Annotated in this window: 20 protein-coding genes; 6 read left to right on the top strand and 14 right to left on the bottom strand. The window is 67.0% G+C overall.

The genetic code is table 11. From position 1 onward, the window contains the following. The first annotated feature begins 84 nt into the window (after positions 1-84). A complete protein-coding gene (locus tag M1D55_RS08125; RefSeq protein WP_456280616.1) occupies positions 85-438 on the top strand; it encodes a hypothetical protein in 354 nt (117 codons plus the stop codon). A gap of 115 nt (positions 439-553) precedes the next feature. On the opposite strand, the gene M1D55_RS08130 is transcribed toward M1D55_RS08125, so the two are convergent. Beyond that, positions 554-1,480, bottom strand: coding sequence for a LysR family transcriptional regulator (locus M1D55_RS08130; protein ID WP_456280617.1), 927 nt, complete (start codon positions 1,478-1,480; stop codon positions 554-556). A gap of 166 nt (positions 1,481-1,646) precedes the next feature. Between M1D55_RS08130 and M1D55_RS08135 the strand changes: the two genes are divergently transcribed. Next, complete coding sequence (locus M1D55_RS08135; RefSeq protein ID WP_456281331.1) at positions 1,647-2,837, top strand: MFS transporter; 1,191 nt, start codon at positions 1,647-1,649, stop codon at positions 2,835-2,837. On the opposite strand, the gene M1D55_RS08140 is transcribed toward M1D55_RS08135, so the two are convergent. Beyond that, on the bottom strand, positions 2,806-3,066 hold the full coding sequence (locus tag M1D55_RS08140) for a hypothetical protein (protein WP_456280618.1): 261 nt from the start codon (positions 3,064-3,066) through the stop codon (positions 2,806-2,808). The two genes, M1D55_RS08135 and M1D55_RS08140, sit on opposite strands and share 32 nt — an antisense overlap. Positions 3,067-3,267: 201 nt before the next feature. Between M1D55_RS08140 and M1D55_RS08145 the strand changes: the two genes are divergently transcribed. After that, positions 3,268-3,480 carry a DUF3820 family protein gene (locus M1D55_RS08145; RefSeq protein WP_006576618.1) on the top strand — a complete coding sequence of 71 codons (213 nt, stop codon included), beginning with the start codon at positions 3,268-3,270 and terminating at the stop codon, positions 3,478-3,480. On the opposite strand, the gene M1D55_RS08150 is transcribed toward M1D55_RS08145, so the two are convergent. Next, a complete protein-coding gene (locus M1D55_RS08150) occupies positions 3,477-4,421 on the bottom strand; it encodes a cation diffusion facilitator family transporter (protein ID WP_006576617.1) in 945 nt (314 codons plus the stop codon). The genes M1D55_RS08145 and M1D55_RS08150 overlap by 4 nt on opposite strands. 68 nt (positions 4,422-4,489) lie before the next feature. Further along, complete coding sequence (locus M1D55_RS08155; RefSeq protein WP_064576266.1) at positions 4,490-5,425, bottom strand: LysR family transcriptional regulator; 936 nt, start codon at positions 5,423-5,425, stop codon at positions 4,490-4,492. A 148-nt stretch (positions 5,426-5,573) separates the two neighbouring features. Between M1D55_RS08155 and M1D55_RS08160 the strand changes: the two genes are divergently transcribed. After that, positions 5,574-6,335, top strand: coding sequence for an SDR family NAD(P)-dependent oxidoreductase (locus M1D55_RS08160; RefSeq protein WP_006576615.1), 762 nt, complete (start codon positions 5,574-5,576; stop codon positions 6,333-6,335). A 98-nt stretch (positions 6,336-6,433) separates the two neighbouring features. Here the strand turns inward: M1D55_RS08160 and M1D55_RS08165 are convergent, their stop codons facing one another. The 4 genes from M1D55_RS08165 to M1D55_RS08180 form a co-directional block, all read right to left on the bottom strand. Then, on the bottom strand, positions 6,434-7,921 hold the full coding sequence (locus M1D55_RS08165) for an efflux transporter outer membrane subunit (RefSeq protein ID WP_456280619.1): 1,488 nt from the start codon (positions 7,919-7,921) through the stop codon (positions 6,434-6,436). A gap of 127 nt (positions 7,922-8,048) precedes the next feature. Next, positions 8,049-11,249: an efflux RND transporter permease subunit gene (locus tag M1D55_RS08170; RefSeq protein WP_006575564.1), complete on the bottom strand. Its 3,201-nt coding sequence runs from the start codon at positions 11,247-11,249 to the stop codon at positions 8,049-8,051. A gap of 250 nt (positions 11,250-11,499) precedes the next feature. After that, positions 11,500-12,747, bottom strand: coding sequence for an efflux RND transporter periplasmic adaptor subunit (locus M1D55_RS08175; RefSeq protein ID WP_456280620.1), 1,248 nt, complete (start codon positions 12,745-12,747; stop codon positions 11,500-11,502). 193 nt (positions 12,748-12,940) lie between these two features. After that, complete coding sequence (locus M1D55_RS08180; protein ID WP_006575562.1) at positions 12,941-13,861, bottom strand: alpha/beta hydrolase; 921 nt, start codon at positions 13,859-13,861, stop codon at positions 12,941-12,943. A gap of 317 nt (positions 13,862-14,178) precedes the next feature. On the opposite strand from M1D55_RS08180, the gene M1D55_RS08185 reads away from it, so the two are divergent. Beyond that, positions 14,179-15,144 (top strand): LysR family transcriptional regulator, encoded by a 966-nt coding sequence (locus tag M1D55_RS08185; protein WP_064576263.1) that lies wholly within the window; start codon positions 14,179-14,181, stop codon positions 15,142-15,144. A gap of 167 nt (positions 15,145-15,311) precedes the next feature. Here the strand turns inward: M1D55_RS08185 and M1D55_RS08190 are convergent, their stop codons facing one another. The 6 genes from M1D55_RS08190 to M1D55_RS08215 form a co-directional block, all read right to left on the bottom strand. Further along, entirely contained in the window at positions 15,312-15,557 is a 246-nt protein-coding gene (locus tag M1D55_RS08190) for a type II toxin-antitoxin system Phd/YefM family antitoxin (protein ID WP_456280621.1), read from the bottom strand. Between the two features lie 152 nt (positions 15,558-15,709). After that, the gene (locus tag M1D55_RS08195) at positions 15,710-15,988 is read right to left on the bottom strand and encodes a DUF2795 domain-containing protein (RefSeq protein ID WP_456280622.1); all 279 of its coding nucleotides are present in this window, start codon (positions 15,986-15,988) and stop codon (positions 15,710-15,712) included. Beyond that, positions 15,985-16,308, bottom strand: a complete 324-nt coding sequence (locus M1D55_RS08200) for a hypothetical protein (protein ID WP_006575558.1) — start codon at positions 16,306-16,308, stop codon at positions 15,985-15,987. Before M1D55_RS08200 ends, M1D55_RS08195 begins: the two co-directional genes overlap by 4 nt. A gap of 112 nt (positions 16,309-16,420) precedes the next feature. After that, a complete protein-coding gene (locus M1D55_RS08205; RefSeq protein ID WP_006575557.1) occupies positions 16,421-17,170 on the bottom strand; it encodes a DUF892 family protein in 750 nt (249 codons plus the stop codon). A gap of 84 nt (positions 17,171-17,254) precedes the next feature. Continuing rightward, entirely contained in the window at positions 17,255-18,430 is a 1,176-nt protein-coding gene (locus M1D55_RS08210) for a hypothetical protein (RefSeq protein WP_006575556.1), read from the bottom strand. Positions 18,431-18,712: 282 nt separating this feature from the next. Next, on the bottom strand, positions 18,713-19,993 hold the full coding sequence (locus M1D55_RS08215) for a M20/M25/M40 family metallo-hydrolase (RefSeq protein WP_023263270.1): 1,281 nt from the start codon (positions 19,991-19,993) through the stop codon (positions 18,713-18,715). A gap of 275 nt (positions 19,994-20,268) precedes the next feature. Between M1D55_RS08215 and M1D55_RS08220 the strand changes: the two genes are divergently transcribed. Then, entirely contained in the window at positions 20,269-21,297 is a 1,029-nt protein-coding gene (locus M1D55_RS08220) for a GlxA family transcriptional regulator (RefSeq protein WP_456281332.1), read from the top strand. Positions 21,298-21,319 lie beyond the last annotated feature (22 nt).

The raw sequence follows: 21,319 nt of genomic DNA on the forward strand, positions 1-21,319 counted from the left end.
ATGAGGTAGATGATGCTGAAAAGACCTTTCCCTTCGCAGACGACGGCGCCGATTTCAACGGCTTCCACGCGCGGACTCGTTGGCATGGCGGTCGCCGCCATGGTGACGTTCGGCGCGATGTCATCGGCCAACGCACAGACCACCGGCGCACGCGATCCCTACTCGCAGGGCGCACGTTCGGACCGATTCGATCCTTATACGCAGGGCGCGCGTTCGGACCGATTCGACCCGTACACGCAGGGCGCCCGTACCGAGCAGCGCTCGACGCTCGCATCGAACGGCAAGGCCAAGGGGCCCAAGGCCGGCGCGCGCAATCCGTACAGCCAGGGTGCCAGGGCCGGTGCGCGCAATCCTTACAGCGACGGCGCCAGGAGCGGTCCGCGCAATCCCTATTCGGACGGCGCGCACAAGGGCGGCAAATCGAAACTGAAATCGTGACAGGTGTGTTGGCGGTGGCGACCAGCCCACGATCGGCTCGTCCGGTCCATGGCGTGGCCGCCGCCGCGCGCCATCGGCTTTTGTTGAAGGATCGCGGGCGCGCATCCGTTTCGGTTCAGCCTCCGCGGCTGTCGCCGCGTTCCCACGGCGGAACATCGCCGAAGCGCTCGGCCAGGAAATCAACCAGTGCCCGCACACGGGGCGGCACCAGCCGTCTCTGCGGCATCACCGCATAGATGCCGGTGTCGGCGATCTGGTAGTCCGGCAACACCTGCACCAGCTGGCCGGCCCGCAGCATCGCGCAGACATGCCAGTACGAATGCAGCGCGATGCCGAGCCCGCCCAGCGCAGCGTCCGACAGCAATTCGCCGGTATTGGCCTCGATCCGGCCTCGTACCCGTACCGCGATCTCGCGGCCGTCGGGGCCCTCCAGCCGCCACAGGTCCTGCCGCCCCTGGCTTCCTACCAGCACCAGGCATTCGTGCCGGGACAGGTCGTCGGGCGTGCGCGGCGTGCCATGACGGCGCAGATATTCCGGGGACGCGCACAGCAGCCGCCGATTGTTGGCGAGCTTGCGGGCCACCAGCGTCGAATCGTCGAGCGCGCCGATGCGCACCGCCAGATCGAAGCCGGCGCTGACCAGATCCACCACGCGGTCGTCCAGATGGATGTTCAGCCGCAGCTGCGGATGCCGCGCCATGAATTCGGGCAACAACGGCGACAGGTACTGGCGCCCGAACGACGACGCCGTGGTCACCCGCAGCGTACCGGTGACCTCGCCACCGGCCCGGCGCAACGAACTGCCAAGCGCCTCCAGTTCCTCGACGAGCCCCCGGCCCTGCTCGGCAAGCGCCGCGCCTTCGGGCGTCGCGTGCAGCCTGCGGGTGGTCCGATGCAGCAGCCGCACGCCCAGATCCTGTTCCAGCCGCTTCAGGCGCTGGCTCGCCACGGCCACCGACAGGTCGAGACTGCGCGCCGCTGCGCTGATCGAGCCGAGGTCCAGCACGCGCAGGAACAGCGCGATATCGCCGATACGGTCCATGACTATCAATCAAATATTGAAACTGATTCATGATACCGCCGGTTTTTCAAAAAGATGGGGGCGGGCAAACTGCGGACCTTCCAATAGGAGAGTTGTCATGGCCGCCCCGCCTACCGCCACCATCCCGCCCAATAACAACCCCACTGCGAAGCCCGCGCGCGCCGGCATGCCGCTGGCCCTCTACGCGCTGACCGCCGGCTCCTTCGGCATCGGCTGCGCCGAATTCGTGATCATGGGCCTGCTGCTGCAGGTCAGCGCCGATCTGCACGTGTCCATTGCCTCGGCCGGCATGCTGGTGTCCGGCTACGCGTTCGGCGTCGCCGCCGGCGCGCCGATCCTGACGCTGCTGACCCGGCGCATGCCGCGCAAGGCGGTGCTGCTGGCGCTGATGGTGATCTACACCGTCGGCAATGCGGCCTGCGCACTGGCGCCGGACTACACCACGCTGATGATCGCCCGCGTGATCACGTCGCTGACGCATGGCACCTTCTTTGGCGTCGGCGCCGTAGTGGCGACCGGCCTGGTGCCGGAAGATCGCCGCGCCTCGGCAATCTCGGTGATGTTCTCCGGCCTGACGCTGGCGACGCTGCTCGGCATGCCCGCCGGCGCCTGGCTCGGGCTGCATCTGGGCTGGCGTTCGACGTTCTGGGCGATGACGCTGATCGGGCTGGTGTCGCTGGTGGTGATCGGCGTGCTGGTCAAGGCCAGCCGCGACCACAGCGCGCCGGCCTCGCTGAAGGACGAACTGGCGACCATGGTGCGCCCGCAGGTGATGCTGGGCCTTGCCATGACGATCCTGCAGGCCATCGGCATCTTCGCGGTGATCACCTACGTGCAGCCGCTGCTGACCAAGGTGGCCGGCTATGGCGAGGCGACGGTGTCGCCGATCCTGCTGCTGTTCGGCGCCGGCATGATCGTCGGCAACCTGCTCGGCGGCCGGCTGGCCGACCGCCGTCCGGTCGCCGCGGTGCTCGCCACACTGACGTCGCTGGCCTCGGTGCTGGCACTGATGACCTTCGCCATCCACAACCAGTTCGCGGTGGTCGCCTTCGTCGGCATCCTGGGCATCGCCGCCTTCGCCACGGTGTCGCCGCTGCAACTGCGCGTGCTGCGGCACGCGCGCGGCCCGGGCCAGAATCTGGCATCGAGCTTCAACATCGCCGCCTTCAATCTCGGCAATGCACTCGGCGCCTGGCTCGGCGGCATGGTGATCGACCACGGACCGGGCCTGACCGCCCTGCCCTGGGTCGCCGCGCTGGCCCCGCTATCGGCACTGGCGGTCGCGGCCTGGAGCGTGCGGCTGGAGCGGACTCGTTCGTCGCTGCCTACGGCTGCGGCGGGGGTCGAAGCTGGTTGATGGCACTGCAGAGTCGCCTTGGGTCCTTGCTGCCCTGGGAGAGCAATTCCGACTTCTCGGCATGCAGCCAGTGCAAGACGTCGCCAAGCAATGCCTTGCCTGCCTCGATGCATTCGACTACCAGTGCGGGAGGCAAGGTATCTCCGGAGTAGTCCGTGGCATTGCGCTGCTTGCGCAAGGTGTCCAGCGCGATCAGTCGTTCAACCGGTAGTCCCATGGCCACTTGCAAGGCCCGGATCGCCGTACGCTGATGCCCAGCGCGGCTAGTCAGCGTACGGTATCCGCAGGCATGCAACACAAGCATGGAGAGCTGCGATCGAGGTGGTGGACGGTTCCATGGATGGCATGTCGGATACGATTGTAGTTCTCGCCGACTCACCCGAACAGTTCGACAAGCGTTCCCATCCCGGCCGAACTGCTCGCAGCCGCCATGCAACCCGAAGACCTCCAACTCCTCGTTACCCGCACCATGCCGTTCGGCAAATACAAGGGCCGGCTGATCGCCGACCTGCCGGGCAACTACCTGAACTGGTTTGCGCGCGAAGGATTTCCGCCCGGCGAAATCGGGCGGCTGCTGGCGTTGATGCAGGAGCTCGACCACAACGGCCTGTCGCATCTGCTTGCGCCGCTGCGCAAGCGCTAGCCGGCCGCGCGGTCCATCGTGGCGCCGCCGCGGCGGACCGGGTCCATGTGGGTCATCACGTCGAGCACGTCGCGATTCTCCATCGCGCGCCGGCGGGCCTCCATTGCGATGGCGTGGCCCTGCTCGACGGTCAGCATCGCTTCCATCTCCAGGTGCACGTCGACCAGGATCAGGTCGCCCATCTTGCGGGTGCGCAGGTCATGCACGCCCAGCACGCCGGGGGTCGACAACAGGCTGTGCCGGATCGCCTCGACGGTGTGGGCATCGGCGCCGCGGTCCATCAGGTCCTGCATCGCGTTCCAGCCGAAACGCCAGCCCATGCGGATGATCATCAGCCCGACCACCATCGCGGCGACAGGGTCGAGCCAGCGGTAGCCGAGCAGGCTGCCGCCGATGCCGAGCGCGACCACAAGGGACGACGCGGCGTCCGAGCGCGAATGCCACGCGTTCGCCGCCAGCATGCTGGAGCGAACGCGGTGCGCGACCGCCAGCAGATAGCGGAACAGCGACTCCTTCAACACCAGCGTGCCGAGCGCCACCCACAGCGCCACCATGCCGACCGGCGGCGTGTCCGCGGCGGGGTCCACCTTGCCGGCGGCCGACCACAGCATGCCGGCGCCGACGGCCAGCAGCAGCACGCCAAGCGCCAGCGAAGCCGCGTTCTCGAAGCGTTGGTGCCCGTACTGATGGTCTTCGTCGGGCCCCTTGCCGCTGTGTATGCCGGCGAACAGCACGATGAAATCGGACAGCATGTCCGACAGCGAATGGACGGCATCGGCCAGCAGCGCCTGCGAGCCGGCCAGGATGCCGGTGATGGCCTGGGCCGCGGTCAGCACCAGATTGACCGCGACGCTGACCAGCGTGCTGCGGCGCGCGGCGCGCTGCCGCAGCGCGGCATCGCCAGGGTCGTGGGTGGGCTCGGTGGGACGGGGCTTGCTCATGGCCTCGACTGTACCGCAGCGGCGTGTGCAGTTCACCAAGCAGGCTGCCGTCGCCGGACACCAACGGCTCATGCCGGCAAGGCGCTGCGCGGGCTTGACGGCACCGGTTCGAGATGCGGTTCGAGGACCTGTGCGATCCAATCCATGAAGACGCGCACGCGCCGCGGCAGGTTGCGCCGCTGCGCATAGAGCAGTGTCACGGGCATCGGCGGCGGTGGACAGCCCGGCAGGACTTCGACCAGCTCTCCTGCGGCCAGCCTTGACTGCATCGCCATGGCGGGTACCTGGATGATGCCAAGCCCTGCCACGGCCGCGGCTTCGTAGGCGGCGCCGTTGTTGACGGTGACGCTGCCCGCCATCGGCAATGCCGCATGGCCGCCGCCGTCCGGATATTCGAATCCGACCGGGCGCTGCCCCAACGTGCCGGCGTAGTGCACCAGCCGATGATCGCGAAGATCCTCGATGCTGCGCGGCGTGCCATGGCGACGCAGATAGTCCGGACTGGCGCAGTTGATCAGCCGTATCGCCCCCAGGGGCCGCGCCACGAGGCTGCTGTCGTCGAGCGTGCCGACGCGAACCACGCAGTCGAAGCCTTCGCGCACGACATCGACGCGACGGTCGGTGCCGCTGATCTCGATCGAAAGCTCGGGATACCGGTCGAGGAATTCCGGCAGTCGCGGAATCACGAAGCGCGATGCCATGCCCGCCGGCATGTCGACACGCAAGCGGCCCTTCAGCGCGCCACCGTCTCGCTGGAACATGCCGTGCAACTCGTCCATGTCATCGAGCAGATCCCGCGCACGCTCGTAGAACGCCTGCCCGTCCGCGGTCAGCTGGACCCGGCGCGTGGTCCGATGGAAGAGTTGCGTGCCAAGGCTGGCCTCCAGCCGCTGCACGGCGATCGATACCGCGGCCTTGGACAGCGCGAGGCTGTCCGCGGCCCGGGCGAAACCGCCGAGTTCGGCGACGCGCAGAACGATGCGCAGCGTGTCGAGGGAATCCATGGGCCGGATCGTTGGTCAATTGTTTACGTATTGCAAACATAGCTGCCACATGGCGGCAGTTTATGCGCTCCGGTCGAATCAATAAAGTGGACACATGCGGCGCCACCGCATCCGAAACGCAACCCGAACTTCCACCGGAGTCCGCTTGATGACCACTACCTCCACCATCGCCGTGATCACCGGCGGCAGCCGCGGCCTCGGCCGCAATGCCGCGATCCACCTCGCCCGCCAGGGCACCGACGTGATCCTGACCTACCGGGGCCATCGTGCCGAGGCCGAGCGTGCCGTCGCGGAAATCGAGGGGCTGGGCCGGCGCGCCGCCGCGCTGCAACTGGACGTCGGCGACAGCCGGACCTTCGCCGGCTTCGCCGCGCAGGTCGAGTCCGTACTGGCCGGCTGGGGCCGCAACCGTTTCGACTTCCTGTTGAACAACGCCGGCATCGGCCTGCATGCGAGCTTTGCCGAAACCACCGAAGACCAGTTCGACGAACTGATGCGCATCCATCTGAAGGCACCGTTCTTCCTGACGCAGGCCTTGCTGCCGCTGATTGCGGACGGCGGGCGCATCCTCAATGTGTCGACCGGCCTGGCGCGCTTTGCGCTGCCGGGTTACTCGGCCTACGCGACGATGAAGGGCGGCGTCGAAGTGCTGACGCGCTATCTGGCCAAGGAGCTGGGCGAGCGCGGCATCAGCGTCAACACGCTGGCGCCCGGTGCCATCGAGACCGATTTCAGCGGGGGCGCCGTGCGCGACAACGCGGAGGTCAATGCCTTCGTATCGTCCGTGACCGCATTGGGCCGGCCCGGCAAGCCGGACGACATCGGCGCCGTCGTGGCGGCATTGTTCGCACCCGGTACTGGCTGGATCAACGCGCAACGCGTCGAGGCCTCGGGCGGCATGATGCTTTGATGAAAAAAAGGCCGGTGAAAGACCGGCCTCTTGTTGCGGCATGGCCGCTGCCTGCTCCACGCCGGCAGCGGCCGTTCTGCGTTATTGCCTCGCCACGATCAACGTGCCGCCGCGTCGCTCGGCGCCTGCACCGGCCCCCATCCGCCGCCCAGGCTTCGCACCAGCGCGACCGTCGCGGCGGCGCGCAGGCCCGCCACCTGATTGGCCGCGCGCTGCGATTGCAGCACGGTACGGTCCGCATCGATCACGGTCAGATAGTCGACCGCGCCGGCGTCGTAGCGGCTGCGCGAGATCCGCTGGGCGCGGCGTGCGCCGGCCAGCGCGCTGTCGAGCGCGCTCGCCTGCTGCGACAGCCAGCGGACGTCGGCCAGCCCGTCCTCCACCTCGCGGAACGCCACCAGCACGGTCTGCCGGTAGGCTGCCACCGCTTCCTCATGCTGGGCGCGTGCCGCCGCCAGATTGGCGCGGTTGCGGCCGCCGTCGAAGATCGGCGCCGCGATGGTCGAGCCGATCAGCGGACCGAGCAGCCACGCACGCGAGGACCAGCGGAACAGGTTGGACAGCTCGCTGGACTCGAAGCCGAACACGCCGGTCAGCGAAATGCGCGGGAAGAAGGCCGACTTGGCGACGCCGATGCGGGCGTTCGCCGCGGCCATCAGGCGCTCGGCCTGTGCGATGTCGGGCCGGCGCTCGAGCAATTCGGACGGCAGGCCGGCCGGAATCGCGACCGGCGCAGCGTCGAAGGGCCGCTCGGCCAGTGCGAACTGGGCCGGCGGCACGCCGGTCAGCACCGCCAGCGCATGCTCCTGATTGGCGCGACGGCGTTCGACGTCGGCCAGATCGGCACGCGCGGTGCCAAGCTCCGCTTCGGCGCGTGCCGGGTCCAGGTCGGTGGTTTCGCCGGCATCGAAACGGCGCTTGAGCAGGCGCACCGCGTCCTCGCGCAGCGCGATGGTGGCGCGCAGCAGCTGACGCTCGGCATCGAGCGTGCGCAGCGTGAAATAGGCCTGCGCGACATCGGCCTGCAGTGTCAGCTGCACCGAGCGGAACAGGTCCTCGGCAGCCTCGCCCTCGGCACGCGCGGCGCGCACGTTGTCGGCTACGCGGCCGAACAGGTCGAGCTCGTAGCTGGCGATGGCACGTGCACGCAGCACGGTGCGCGGCGATACCGGCGTGCCGTCGGGCAAGCCGAGCGACGCTGCCGACGGCTGCGACCGGGTCGGATCGAGACCCACACTCAGTTGCGGATACAGATCGGCCTCGGCCACGCCGGTGAACGCGCGCGCCTGCTTGACCCGCGCCGCGGCCGCGGCCAGGTCCTGGTTATTGCTGTTGGCCGCTTCGATCAGGCGGTCGAGCTCCGCATCGCCGAACAGCTTCCACCATTGGCCGCGTTCGGCACCCTCGGCGGGTGTGGCCACTTTCCATTGCGCGCCTTCGGCCTGCGCGGCCTCGGCCTCCTTGAAGGCCGGCATGGTCGCGGTTTCCGGCACCTTGTAGGTCGGCGCCAGCGAGCAGCCTGCCAGCACCAGCGCGGCGGCCAGCGTGGCCAGCCGCGGCATCCACGATTGCAGGTTTGCTGTCATTTGTTCATCCTCGAATTCTTCGTTGTCGACTTGCAGTCGGCTCGTCGTCGCTCTTCAGTTCGTGGCTTGCCGCCGGCGTGCTCCCTCTCCCGCTTGCGGGAGAGGGGAGCAACCCCGCGGCATGCGCTCAATGCTGCGGTTCGGCCAATGCCACCGTGCGTTCCGGCCGTGCTTCCGGCGCCGGCTCCGGCTCGGCCTTGCCCCGCGTGGCGAGCTTGCGCAGCGCCACGTAGAACACCGGCGTCAGGAACAGGCCAAAGAACGTCACGCCCAGCATGCCGGCGAACACGGCCACGCCCATCGCGTGGCGCATCTCCGCGCCGGCACCGGTCGACACCACCAGCGGCACCACGCCCATGATGAAAGCGAACGAGGTCATCAGGATCGGGCGCAGACGCAGGCGGCTCGCCTCGATCGCGGCCTGCACGATGGTGCGGCCCTGATGCTCCAGCTCGCGGGCAAACTCCACGATCAGGATCGAGTTCTTCGCCGACAACCCGACCAGCACGATGAAGCCGATCTGCGTGAAGATGTTGTTGTCCCCCCGCGTCAGCCAGACCCCGGTCAGCGCGGCCAGCAACGACAGCGGCACGATCAGGATCACCGCCAGCGGCAGCGTCAGGCTCTCGTACTGCGCGGCCAGCACCAGGAACACCAGCAGCACGCACAGCGGGAAGATCCACACACCCGCGTTGCCGGCCAGGATGTCCTGATAGGTCAGCTCGGTCCATTCGAACTTGATGCCCTTCGGCAGCGTCTCCGCGGCGATGCGCTCGGCCGCAGCCTGCGCCTGGCCCGAAGAGAAGCCGGGCGCCGGTCCGCCGTTCATGTCCGCGGCGGTAAAGCCGTTGTACCGCACCACGCTGTCCGGGCCGAAGCTCTGCTTGACCTGCACCAGCGACGACAGCGGCACCATCTCGCCGGCGGCGTTGCGCGTCTTCAGCTGCAGGATGTCCTCGGCATGCTGGCGGTAGCTGGCATCCGCCTGGACCTTGACCTGATAGGTACGGCCGAACTTGTTGAAGTCGTTGACGTAGGCAGAACCGAGATAGGTCTGCAGCGTGTCGAACACGTCCGTCACCGGCACGCCGAGCTGCTTGGCCTTGACACGGTCGAGCTGAACGTCCAGCTGCGGCACGTTGACCTGGTAGTTGCTGAAGATGCCGGCGAGTTCCGGCGTGGCGCGCGCCTTGGTGGCGAACGCATTGGTCGCGGCAAACAGCGCGTCGTAGCCCAGCGCGGCCCGGTCCTCGATCATCAGCTTGAAGCCGCCGATGGTGCCCAGACCCTGCACCGGGGGCGGCGGGAACACCGCGATGAACGCGTCCTGGATCGCTCCGTACTGCTGGTTCAGCTGCGCCGCGATGGCGTTGCCGCTCAGGTCTTCGGACTTGCGCTCCTCGAACGGCTTGAGCGTGGCGAACACGATGCCGGCGCTCGGGCTGTTGGTGAAACCATTGATCGACAGGCCCGGGAACGCCACCGCCGATTCCACGCCGGGATGCTTCAGCGCGATCTCGGACATGCGGCGAATCACGTCCTCGGTGCGGTCCAGCGTCGCGCCGTCAGGCAGCTTGGCGAAGCTGACCAGGTACTGCTTGTCCTGCGCCGGCACGAAGCCCTTCGGTACCAGCTGGAAGATGCCCCAGGTCAGCACCAGCATCACGGCATAGACACCGAACACCGCGCCCTTGCGGCGGACCACGCCCTTGACACCCTGTCCGTAGCGCTCGGAACTGGCGCCGAAGAAGCGGTTGAAGCGCTTGAAGAAGCCGCCCAGCACGCGGTCCATCGCCCGCGACAGCCAGTCCTTCGGTGCGTCATGGCTGCGCAGCAGCAGCGCGGACAGCGCCGGCGACAGCGTCAGCGAGTTGAATGCCGAGATGATCGTCGAGATCGAGATCGTCAGCGCGAACTGCTTGTAGAACTGGCCGGTCAGGCCCGTCATGAACGCCAGCGGCACGAAGACGGCGCACAGAACCAGCGCGATCGCGATGATCGGGCCGCTGACTTCGCGCATCGCCTGGTAGGTGGCTTCCTTCGGCGACAGACCCTGCTCGATATTGCGCTCGACGTTCTCGACCACCACGATCGCATCGTCGACCACGATACCGATCGCCAGCACGAGACCGAACAGCGACAGCGCATTGATCGAGAAGCCGAACGCGTACATCAGGCCGAACGTGCCGACGATCGATACCGGCACCGCCAGCAGCGGGATGATCGATGCGCGCCAGGTCTGCAGGAACAGGATCACGACCAGCACCACCAGTGCGATCGCCTCGAACAGCGTGTGCGTGACCGCCTCGATACTGTGCCGCACGAACTGCGTCGGATCGTAGACGATGCTGTAGTCGACGCCGTCCGGGAAGTTCTCCTTGAGCTCTTCCATGGTCTTGCGCACGTCGTCCGAAATCTGGATCGCGTTCGAGCCCGGCGCCTGGAAGATCGGAATCGCGACCGCCGGCTTGTTGTCGAGCAGCGAGCGCAGCGCGTATTCGGACGCGCCCAGCTCGATGCGGGCGACATCGCGCAGATAGGTCACGCCGCCGTCCGGCGAGGTGCGCACGATGATGCCGCCAAACTCCTCCTCGGAGTTCAGGCGGCCCTGGGCGTTGACCGACAGTTGCAGGTCGGTGCCCGGCAGCGACGGCGAGGCGCCGATCACGCCGGCCGCCACCTGCACGTTCTGCTCGCGGATCGCGCGCACCACGTCGCTGGCGGCGAGCTGGCGCTCGGCCATCTTCTCGGGATCGAGCCAGACGCGCATCGCGTAGTCGCCCGAGCCGAACAGCTGCACCTGGCCCACGCCCTGGATACGGGCCAGACGATCCTTGACGTTGATCACCGCGTAGTTGCGCAGGTAGGTCATGTCATAGCGGTCGTTCGGCGAGACCAGGTGGACCACCATGGTCAGGTCGGGCGAGCTCTTGACGGTCGTGATGCCGAGCCGGCGCACGTCCTCGGGCAGGCGCGGCTCGGCCTGCGACACGCGGTTCTGCACGAGCTGCTGGGCCTTGTCCGGGTCGGTGCCCAGCTTGAAGGTCACGGTCAGCGTCAGCAGGCCGTCGCTGTTGGACTGCGAGGACATGTACAGCATGTCTTCGACGCCGTTGATCTGCTCTTCGAGCGGCGAGGCCACCGTTTCGGCGATCACCTTCGGGTTCGCGCCGGGATACTGCGCGCGCACCACGACGGACGGCGGCACGACTTCCGGATACTCGGAAATCGGCAGCTTGAACATGGCGATCGCGCCGATCAGGAAGATCAGCACCGATAGCACGCCGGCGAAAATCGGCCGGTCGATAAAGAATTTCGAGAGGTTCATGACGGGTCTCGATAAAAAGGGAGCCCCCTGGCGGTCCGCTGGGGACGCCATGGAAAAGCATATGGGCGATGAAATGGCGCGGGATCGGTGTCCTCCCTCTCCCGCTTGCGGAAGAGGGCCGGGGAGAGGGCCATGCGCTGGCAATGGCGCGGTCGGTTCATCGACTGCCCTGCCCTCTCCCCAACCCTGTCCCGCAGGCGGGAGAGGGGAGTACCGGATCGTCAGGCGCCGGCGGCGTGCAGGTTCTCTATCATCCGACCGACTCCTTCTTCGCCTGCTCGGGCTGGTTGTCCGCGCTCTTCCCGGTGGCATTGCCCCGCTCGAGCTCGCGCTTGAGCGCCATGCGCACCGGCGTCGGCGCAACCGTGTCGCCCGGCCGCACGCGCTGCAGGCCATTGACCACGATGACCTCGCCCGCCTTCAGGCCGGACCGGATCACGCGCAGACCGTCATAGTTGGGCCCCATCTGGACTTCGCGATAGTTCAGCTTGTTGTCCTTGTCGACCACCAGCACGAACTTCTTGCCCTGGTCGGTGCCGATCGCACGGTCGTTGATCAGCACCGCGTCATGCGGCGCATTGCCGCCGAGTTTGACCTTGGCGTACAACCCCGGCAGCAGGCGACCGTCCGGGTTGTCGAACACGGCGCGTACGCGGATCGTGCCGCTGCGCGGATCGAGCCGGTTGTCGACCGACTGGATGCGGCCTTCATGCGGATGGCCTTCCTCGTTGGCCAGGCCCAGATAGACCGCCATGCCCTTGCCGTTGGCGCCGCCCGCGGCGCCCGGCGCGGTGTAGCGCAGATAGCTCTGCTCGTCGATCTCGAAGCTGGCGTACACCGGCGACACCGACACCACCGTGGTCAGCGCCGGGGAATTGGCGCCCGGCGCGACCAGATTGCCCACCGTGATCTCGGCGCGCGAGACGCGGCCGGTCACCGGCGAGGTGATGCGGGTGTAGGCCAGGTTCAGCCTGGCGGAATCGAGCGCCGCCTGCGCGGCGCGCACGTTGGCGTTCGCCTCGCGCGCCGCGTGGATCCGTTCGTCGAATTCGCGGCGCGAGATCGCGTTGTCGTCCAGCAGCCGCTGCGCCCGCACCTGCTCGCTCTGCGCATGGCTGGCGCGTACCTGCGCGGCGGCCAGCGCGGCTTCGGCGCGTGCCACCTCGGCCGCGTAAGGACGCGGGTCGATGGTGAACAGCAGATCGCCCTTCTTGACCATCGCGCCTTCGCGGAAGTGCACCGCGTCGATGGTGCCGCCGACGCGCGGCCGCACCTCGACGCGATCGATCGCCTCCAGGCGGCCCGAGAATTCGTCCCACTCGGTAATGGTCTTGCCGATGGCGGCGGCGACATCAACCGCCGCCGCGCTTGGGGCGGGGCTCGGCACGGCTTGTGCCTCGCCGGCATGCCAGGGGCGCAGGACCGTGGTGGCCAGGCCGGTGCCCAGCACGATCACGATGGCGACGGCGATCAGGCTACGTCGGGATTGCAGCTTCATTTCTTCACTCCGTTTCGGGTTTTCTTCAACCGGAAAAGCAAAAGGACGAACGCCGCCCGCCGGGCCCGTTCGACGCCTTGCGGGTATGCAAACCCTGGGGCGCCGACGCGGGGTCCGGAGACATTCACACGCGGCTGACTTCTCGAATGGCGGTCCGCGCTAGCCTGTCAGCACCGGCGCGGCCGCGGGCACGTCACGGCGCCCAACCGGAAGGCTTGGCTGCCGGCCGGCGTTCGGCCTGTGGCGAGGCTTCGTCGCTGTCCGCGAAACGTTCTCGCAGAAAGCGCGCGCCTTCATCGACCCATACCTGACATCGGTCGTGGGATGCTTCGACACCGGCGCCACAGGCGCCGGGCATGATTCGGGTTTCCGCCGCCACGCCGCGGTCGAGCAGCTTGCGACCGAAGGCCTCGCCTTCCGGCCGCAGGGCATCGAGCTCGGCCACCTGGATCAGCGTCGGCGGCAGGCCGGCCAGACGCATCGCATGCGCCGGCGCGGCGTAGGGATGGACCGACGCCGCGGGCGTCGGCAGGTAATCGCGATAGCAAACGGCCATGCGCTGCAGCGTTTCCAGCGGCACGTGCGCCTGGCCGGCGCAGGAGGCGTGCTGCAGGCAGGGGTCGGTGACCGGGCGGATCAGCCATTGCGCGCGCGGCGCCGGCAGACCGCGATCGCGCAACATCTGCGCCACCGCAATCGCCAGATTGCCGCCGGCTTCCTCGCCGACCAGCGAGAAACGCATCTTGTCGACCTTGAGCCGGCGCGCCTGGCGCAATACCCATTCGGCGGTATTGAAGGCGTCTTCCGGGGCGGCCGGGAACGGATGGTCCGGAGCCAGCGAGTATTCGGGCGCGACCACTACCGCCGGGACCGCGCCGGCCAACTGGCGGGTCAGATGGGCCGCCTTCTCGATGCCGCCGTCGACGAAGCTGCCGGCATGCAGATAGAGCAACCATGGCAGCGGAGACGGCGCCCACGCGGTCGGATATCCGGCGGGATAACACACGTGCACAGCAATGGTGCGCTCGCCGCTGGCGATCTCATGCCGCACCACACGCGCCGCGGCGCCGGCCTTGGCGGGCTGGGAAGCGGTATCTTGCGTCGGCTTGGTCATGGTCTGGGTTCCGTTGCGCGGCCGCCGGAAACGGCTCGACGCATGGTTTGCATGTTGCGTTGCACCGAATTATGGTGATTGACGTAGGCGGGATAAAGGCGCAGTTTGCCAACGCACTATTCTGCGGATGGAATAATCGCGCCGGCCCCGGGTTCGTTCCGGTAGATCGTCCCCATTCGGCCAATAACCGCTCCACTGTTGCGGTTATGCCAATGAAAGACCCTACCGTGCATACGCCTCGCAGAGTGAGTAACATTCGCCCTCGCCAGCCGCGCGGCACAGTCCGCTCGCTATGGCTTTCTTATTGGACAGCCGCCATGGACCGCTTCGTCTCAATGCAAGCCTTTACCCGCGTCGTCGATGTCGGTAGTTTCGCGCGCGCGGCAGAATCGCTCGATTTGCCCAAGGCCACGCTGACGCGGCTGATCCAGAATCTGGAAACGCATCTGGGCGTCAAGCTGTTGCACCGGACCACGCGCCGGATCAGCGTGACGTCGGAAGGCGCCGCCTATTACGAACGGTGCGTCCGCATTCTGGCCGATGTCGACGAAGCCGAGCAATCGCTGACGCATCAGAACCAGACCCCGCGCGGCACGCTGCGGGTCGATACGGTCGGCGGGCTGGCGCGGCTGGCCTTGGTGCCGAATCTGCATGAGTTCTTCGCGCGCTATCCGGACCTGAAGGTCGAACTGACGATCAATGGCAAACCGATCGATCTGCTGAAGGAAGGCGTCGACGTGGTCATTCGGGTCGGCGATACCGTCGACGATACGATGGTGGCGCGCCGAATCGGCCAATTGCGCCTGGCTTTCTACGCCTCGCCTATTTATCTGAAGCAGCACGGCACGCCGACCACGCCGGATGAATTGATGCAGCATCGCGCGATCAATTACCTGTCGTCGCGCACCGGCCGCGAAATGCCATGGATCCTGACGCGCGGCGACGAACGCCATGAATTGCTGCTACCGTCGGCGATCTCGACCAACGATCCCGAGGTCTATATCGGCTGCGCGCTGGAAGGCCACGGTATCGCCGTCATTTCCCGTGTGATGGCCCAACCGTATCTGGAAAGCGGCCGGCTGGTTGAAATCATGGGCGATTGGCAGGAAGAAGTCATGCCGATCTCGGCCATGTATCCGCAAAACCGGAACCTGTCGGCCAAGGTCCGCGTCTTCGTCGATTGGGCCGCCGAAATATTCGCGCGCGATCCGGAAATGGGCTATCGCGATTCGTTTCCCGGACCGCGGCCGGTAGTGGCGCCAGTGTTGGAGGCGGTGTCGTAAGGACCCGTCTGGGCTCTCTTCGGTCCAGTGTCACACGTGTCGCACCGGGCCGGGATAACGTGCGACCACTGGATCCGCGGTAATGAGGGCCATGTCTTCCACGATGGCTGGAAGACGTCCGGGCTTGATCAACGCCCACAGCAAGATATGCGTATCGAAAAGCAGCTTCATATTCGGCCAGTGAAGAGTACTTCGATTTCATCACTGCACAGCCGGTCGAAATCCTCGGGAACGTTGAACCGATCCTGCAGAATGCCGATCCGCTTTTCACCGGAGCGATAGATGGCCTGGACCGGAACGACCCTGACCATTGGCTTGCCGCCTTTCGCGATGACAAACGACTCCCCTTGCGCCGCCATCTCAACGAGATGCGGCAAGTCGGCGGAAGCTTCATCCAGGTTGATCGTGCGCATGCTGGCCCCTCCACGGTAGACGGGCCAATCTAGACAATCGATGAGCGCGCCGCAAGACCGCAGCGCGCTTTTGCGAAAAGTCGCAGCAGAAGGTGTACCTGAGCCTCACCTTCGCGCTCCACCGCCCATGCCGCGCGTCGAGCGCATCAGCTTCAATGCAGCTTGCCCAACTCCCGCGAGATCTCCGCCGGGGAATCGTAGTCGCGCTCCGGCAGTTGCTCCAGTTCGGCCATGACCTCTTCGCTGGCGCCGCCGTCGCGGGCGCGCGAGAGGATGTCTTCCTTGGTGGCGGGAAAATCGATGCCCTTCAGGGACTTCTGCACGTCGATCGGGCTCGGCTCCTCGCGTCCGCCTTCACCGCCCTTGTCACCCTGCGCGGCACCCTTGCCGCTCGATCCGCTCTTGCCTTGGTCGGTCTGCTTCTGGGTCATTGCATGCTCCTCTGGTTGCTATTGCCCGAGCCGGGGGCCCGGGCCGGGTCGGACGATGCCGCCGGCGTGTCGGCGCCGTCGAGCCGGATATCGATCAGCCGCCGGCCCTCGAGCAGGCAGGCCTCGATCGCGGTGGCCGCGTTGTCGAACGCCGTCTCGACATCGGAGGCGAAGGACGCCGGCAAGTCCTCCTGCGTCGTGGCCGCGCGCGCGCCGGCCGGCAGGATCTCGCCCTGGTAGCCGTAGCGCACGCCCGCGCTGGCGCCGACCGGCACCGCGTGCGCGGCGATCAGATGGTCGCGATAGAACATTTCCTTCATGCGCCCTCCTTCAGGCGGGCGGTGCCGCGGGTCCGCCGCGGCAACCGGCGCCGGTGCTGGTGCTGGTGCTGGTGCTGGTGCTGGTGCTGGTGCTGGTGCTGGTGCGCTCGTCTTACGTCGCTTCCGTGATGACTGCACGCTCCAGCCACTGCCGGATCGTGGCCATATGCTGCTCCTCCTCCGTCAGCGCCTGCTGGAACTTCTGTGCCATCTCGGTATGGCCGGTCTCGGTCGCGAGCTTGATCAGCAATTCCCAACCCGCGTTGTCGGTCATCTCCGCGGTCAGCAGCGCATTGAGGCATTGCGCGAAGTTCGTGCGCGGATCGGCGATGGTCTGCAGTACTCCCATGGCGGTGACGCCTGCCACGTCGGCGCAAGGCGTGACCGCAGTCGGGTCTGCGCCGATCGCCCGCATGGTCTCGTCGACCATCGCGAAGTGCTCGGCCTCTTCATCATGGAAATGCATCAGCGTGCCGAGCACGTCGGGATCGACCGCGCTGGTATCCATCTCCTTGCACTTGGCGATCATCAGCTCGTAGAGGCGCGTGCCGGTGCGTTCGAACGCCAGGCGCTCGCCGAGCTTGTCGATCAGCACCTCGGGACGATTGCCGGTCAGCTTGTCCATCGTCGTGCTCATCGCGCCCTTGAGCGTACCGGGCAGCGGCACCGAACCGACCGGGTCTGCCTCGTCGATATATTGGGCACGCACCTCGGCGGCCGGCTGCGATTCGGCCGGTACGTTCATGTCGTCGATCCCGCTGTCCGGCCCCATGTTCTCGGCATAACGCTCCATGGTCTCGGTGTCGATCGGCGACATCTGCGCGCCGGTGCGGTTGACGCCCATCTGGGTGGTCTGTTGCATGCGTTCTCTCCAGTTTCGGTTGTCCAGTTCGCTGGTCCAGCGAGATGGCTTCGTGGCGGCTTCGTAGCGGCTTCAGCGATCGCCTCAGGCGGCGGTGTGCATCCGCGCCAGTTCGGTGCCGGGCGTCCAGACATAGCCGGCGGAAACCAGCTGCGACGGCGAGCCGTCGGCATTCATCACGCGGCGGTATTCGATCGAGGCGGGGCTGTCCTTGTCGAGCGGCACGAAGTCCATGCCGTTGGCGCGCAGGTCGACCTCGTCCGCCAGCACCTTGCGCACGAAATCGCGTTGGCTGGCGAAGTCGATCGGCTTGGGCAGCGGTCCGGACAGGATCTCTGCGGGGTCACGATTCTCGTGGCGCTTGAGCATTTCGCAGGCGACATGCAGATGACCCAGCTCGTAGTCGAGGAAGCGTTCCCAGATCGCCTTGATGCGCGGATTGCTCTCCTGCTGCACGCAGCTGTAGTAGTTGTAGGCCTCCATCGCTTCGTGGATCACCCACTTCTCGATCATGCTTTCATCGGGATCCATCAGCGAGCCGTACTGGGTCACGTGCTGTTCCTCGATCGATGCGATCTCGGCGTACAGCTGGCGCGCCAGCGGGTCGGAGAACAGCGGCCCGATGTTCATGTAGTAGTCGTGGGTCTGGTACTCGGCCGCGGTGATCATCGCGGCGTGGATCTTGGTGATCAGCGCGGCGTTGGCGCGGTCGTAGCTTTCGCGCACGTCGTCCTGCGGCGCGCGGTGTTCGACCCAGGTCGAGCGTCCCGGCACGATGTCGGTATGGCCCTGCGTGATCGCATTCGCGTCCTTGCCTTCGAGCCGGTCGAGCAGCGCGCTATAGCGGTACAGATGATCGAAGTCCTCGAGCAGGCCGAAGCGATAGGCCTGCGCCTGGTACGGATCGGGCTCGGTCTGCGCGACCGCCGCGGTGACCTCGATGGCCACTTGTTCATAGGCGATCGTCGTCTCCAGCGGGGAATGATCGGCGCCGATCAGCCAGTTGATCATCGTGGCCTGGTGATGCTCGACGCGGCGGATTTGCGCGAGCGGAATCCGCAATTCCCGATTGCAGCGCGACATGATGTGCTTGAGCCGCAGCGCATCGGATTCGATGCCATTCATCAGAATGATGCGGACGCGGGTGAATGCGTCATCGTCCAGCTTGCTGATCGGCGCCTGGACCAGGTCCTTCCAAGTGAAATGTTGCTGGCCCAGCGGGCAGCCCTTGGCATCCAGCAGATCGGTCAAGGTGTCCATGGAAACTCCGTTGTGGGGTGAGCGAAAGACGCCGTGCGGTGAGCCGCCGGCGACGCGTTTCTAGCTCTAGCAACGGGCGTGCCGATCCAATTCCGCGCCAGCACGCGCCCCACGTTGTGAATCCGACAGACAATCCCTGCACGCCTTGCAAAACTTGCGTTGGCGGGTTCTGTGGCATTACGCAAGAAAAAATGCGCCCGCCGGTTATTGCCGGCGGGCGCATTGAAAAGATCGGAATGACGCGGGACTGGATTCAGATTGCCGGTAATGGAAAGCGCAGCGCTATTGCCTGCCGATTTCCTGCAGCATGCGCGTCATCAGATACAGCCGCGGCACGATCGAGTCGATCTCGATGTACTCGTCGCGCGCGTGATAGCCGAAGCCCGCCAGTCCAAAACTCTCGACCACCGCGGGCTTGCCCGACAGCGCGGCGTAGCCCGCGTCGGTGCCGCCGCCGGTTCCTTCCGCCAGCGCAAGCTGACGGCCGTCCAGTTCGGCGTAGATCTGCTGCGCCCGCTTGGCCAGCGCGCGGCCCTTTTCGTTGACGACGAAGGGCGGACGGCCCTCTTCCATCGACACCGTGGTGTGCGTATCGGGAACCAGCCGGCTCTCGGCGACCTTGCGCTCGAGCGCGGCCTTCAGCTTCTGCGGACCGTCCTTGACGGTGGTGCGCACGTCGGCTGTCGCCACCGCGACCTCGGGAATCTGGTTGCGCACGACGCCCGCCTGCGCGCCAGTCCAGTTCAGCTGCGTGCCGGGAACCGACTTGGCGATATCGCGGGTCTGCTGCAACTGATGGGCGAGTTCGAGCAGCGCGTTGCGGCCGTGCTCGGGCGCGGCGCCGGCATGCGCGGCGCGTCCCTTGACCTCCATCGTCGCACTGGCGGTGCCGCTGGCGCCAAGCAGCAGCGCCTCGGCCTTGACCACGGCCTTGGCCGCGGTCGGCTCGCACGACAGCACCACGTCGTGCTGCTCGCCGAGCGCGGCGATCAGCTCGCCCGAGCCCTCCGAGCCGATTTCCTCGTCGGCGTTCAGCAGCACCGTGATGCGCGCGTAGTCACGCCAGCCGCTCGCCTGCAGGATTTCCAGCGCGTGCAGGATCACCGCGATGCCGCCCTTGTCGTCGGCGATGCCGGGCCCGTACAGCTTGTTGCCATCCTGGCGGATCGGCTGCGTGGCCAGCGTATTGGGCGGATAGATCGTGTCCATATGCGCGATCAGCATGATGCGCGCCTTGCCGTTGCCCGTCAGCGTGCCCTTGACGATCGGACTGTCCCCGCTTTTCGGCTTGACGCGCTCGGTGGTTGCGCCCAGCGCCGCCAGCCGCCTTTCGGCATACGCCGCCATCTGGGCCAATCCGGCCGCGTTGCGGCTGCCCGATTCGATCGACACCATCTCCTTCAGCGATTCGATCAGTTTCGGCTGCGCGGCGCGGGCCGCCTCGAGCAGCGTCGCATCGGGCGCGGCCTGGGCGGGGCCTGCGATGGTGGCAGCACCGGCGGCGCAAGCGAACAGGGCTGCCGCGGCGAGGCGGCGTACGGCGGGTTGCAGGCGTGGCTGCATGAAGTCTCCTGAGGTGAAGGCCCGGTTAGCGAATGTTGTTGGCGGCAAGGGGCCGCGTTGTGCCGGGAGTCAATCCGGGATGCTAGGGCTTGTCCGCCGCATCGGGGAGGACCAATATCGCCATTTCCGATGTCGATCCCGCCATGCCAGCGCCTCCACCGCCCTGCCCCGACGACGACGCGTCTGCGCCGAATTTCCCCGAACTGGGCCCGCTACCGGCGACGGACCGCCCCGCGCCGGCATTGCATGTGCGGCTGCTGTGGCTGCCCCATGCCATGCCGGGCTCGCTGTTCGCCGCGCTCGACGTCCTGCGCACGGCCAGCGGCATCGCGCAATTGCAGCGCCCGGGAAGCGAGTGCGGGCTCAGCTGGCAGGTCATCGGCGAAACGGGACGGGCCTTGCCGATGCCGGTACCGGGTCTGGTCCGCTCACGCCGCCGCTCGCGCGCAGCCAAGCGCGGCCGCAAACAGGGCGAAACCCGTTCACTGCTGGTGATCCCGGGCGTGATGGCGCGCAACGCGCCGCATCTCGGCGAATTGTTCGAACAGCAACGCGCGGTGCTCAAGCTGGTGGAGCGGCATGCGCAGGCGGGCGGCTGGATCGCGGCGTCGTTCAACGGCATCGCCTATGCCGCCGAACTGGGACTGCTCGACGGCGCCCGCATCGGCGCACCGTGGCTTTACCAGAGCTGGATGGCGCGCCGCTACCGGCTGTGCGACTTCACCCACGACGAACCGATGGGCGTGCACGGCCGCGTCTTCCACAGCGTGGCGCCGGCCCTGCAGACCGAATTCATGCTGCGCGTGCTCGGCCATCTGCACGATCCCGACCTGGCCCAGGCCAGTGCCCGCGTGCTGCTGCTGCAGGCTGAACGCCAGCTGCTGACGCCGGCGCTGACGGCGCAGCGCTGGCTCACCCCGACCGCCGACAGCCCGGTATTCCGCGCCAGGCGCTGGCTGCGGGACCATATCGGCGCGCCATACCGGTTGGCCGAGGTGGCGGGCGCGGCCGCGGTCAGCGAGCGGACCTTGCTGCGGCATTTCCGCCAGGTTACCGGCATGACGCCGCTGGCCTACCTGCATGCCCTGCGAATCGAGCGGGCGAAGACACTGCTGGAGGTCTCGCTGCACGGCACGCAGGCGATCGCCGAAGCGTGCGGCTACAGCGATGCAGCGACCTTCCGGCGGCTGTTCCAGCGCGCGACCGGGATGTCGATGTCGGACTATCGCGCCCGCTATGCGCTGCGGGCGCGGCGCCGTTACTGGCGCGTGGAGGACGGGCTGCGCGAAGGGACCGCGGCCTGACGATAGGCCGGGCCCATGGCAG

Source organism: Cupriavidus sp. JZ107 (assembly GCF_053903255.1).

What these genes read in the sequence shown, in the direction of transcription:
- M1D55_RS08190 (WP_456280621.1), bottom strand. Translation starts at nt 15,557, where the DNA reads ATGCGCACGATCAACCTGGATGAAGCTTCCGCCGACTTGCCGCATCTC.
- M1D55_RS08175 (WP_456280620.1), bottom strand. Translation starts at nt 12,747, where the DNA reads ATGAAGCTGCAATCCCGACGTAGCCTGATCGCCGTCGCCATCGTGATC.
- M1D55_RS08215 (WP_023263270.1), bottom strand. Translation starts at nt 19,993, where the DNA reads ATGCAGCCACGCCTGCAACCCGCCGTACGCCGCCTCGCCGCGGCAGCC.
- M1D55_RS08165 (WP_456280619.1), bottom strand. Translation starts at nt 7,921, where the DNA reads ATGACAGCAAACCTGCAATCGTGGATGCCGCGGCTGGCCACGCTGGCC.
- M1D55_RS08170 (WP_006575564.1), bottom strand. Translation starts at nt 11,249, where the DNA reads ATGAACCTCTCGAAATTCTTTATCGACCGGCCGATTTTCGCCGGCGTG.
- M1D55_RS08195 (WP_456280622.1), bottom strand. Translation starts at nt 15,988, where the DNA reads ATGACCCAGAAGCAGACCGACCAAGGCAAGAGCGGATCGAGCGGCAAG.
- M1D55_RS08135 (WP_456281331.1), top strand. Translation starts at nt 1,647, where the DNA reads ATGCCGCTGGCCCTCTACGCGCTGACCGCCGGCTCCTTCGGCATCGGC.
- M1D55_RS08145 (WP_006576618.1), top strand. Translation starts at nt 3,268, where the DNA reads ATGCAACCCGAAGACCTCCAACTCCTCGTTACCCGCACCATGCCGTTC.
- M1D55_RS08210 (WP_006575556.1), bottom strand. Translation starts at nt 18,430, where the DNA reads ATGGACACCTTGACCGATCTGCTGGATGCCAAGGGCTGCCCGCTGGGC.
- M1D55_RS08180 (WP_006575562.1), bottom strand. Translation starts at nt 13,861, where the DNA reads ATGACCAAGCCGACGCAAGATACCGCTTCCCAGCCCGCCAAGGCCGGC.
- M1D55_RS08205 (WP_006575557.1), bottom strand. Translation starts at nt 17,170, where the DNA reads ATGCAACAGACCACCCAGATGGGCGTCAACCGCACCGGCGCGCAGATG.
- M1D55_RS08150 (WP_006576617.1), bottom strand. Translation starts at nt 4,421, where the DNA reads ATGAGCAAGCCCCGTCCCACCGAGCCCACCCACGACCCTGGCGATGCC.
- M1D55_RS08155 (WP_064576266.1), bottom strand. Translation starts at nt 5,425, where the DNA reads ATGGATTCCCTCGACACGCTGCGCATCGTTCTGCGCGTCGCCGAACTC.
- M1D55_RS08130 (WP_456280617.1), bottom strand. Translation starts at nt 1,480, where the DNA reads ATGGACCGTATCGGCGATATCGCGCTGTTCCTGCGCGTGCTGGACCTC.
- M1D55_RS08125 (WP_456280616.1), top strand. Translation starts at nt 85, where the DNA reads ATGGCGGTCGCCGCCATGGTGACGTTCGGCGCGATGTCATCGGCCAAC.
- M1D55_RS08160 (WP_006576615.1), top strand. Translation starts at nt 5,574, where the DNA reads ATGACCACTACCTCCACCATCGCCGTGATCACCGGCGGCAGCCGCGGC.
- M1D55_RS08220 (WP_456281332.1), top strand. Translation starts at nt 20,269, where the DNA reads ATGCCGGGCTCGCTGTTCGCCGCGCTCGACGTCCTGCGCACGGCCAGC.
- M1D55_RS08185 (WP_064576263.1), top strand. Translation starts at nt 14,179, where the DNA reads ATGGACCGCTTCGTCTCAATGCAAGCCTTTACCCGCGTCGTCGATGTC.
- M1D55_RS08200 (WP_006575558.1), bottom strand. Translation starts at nt 16,308, where the DNA reads ATGAAGGAAATGTTCTATCGCGACCATCTGATCGCCGCGCACGCGGTG.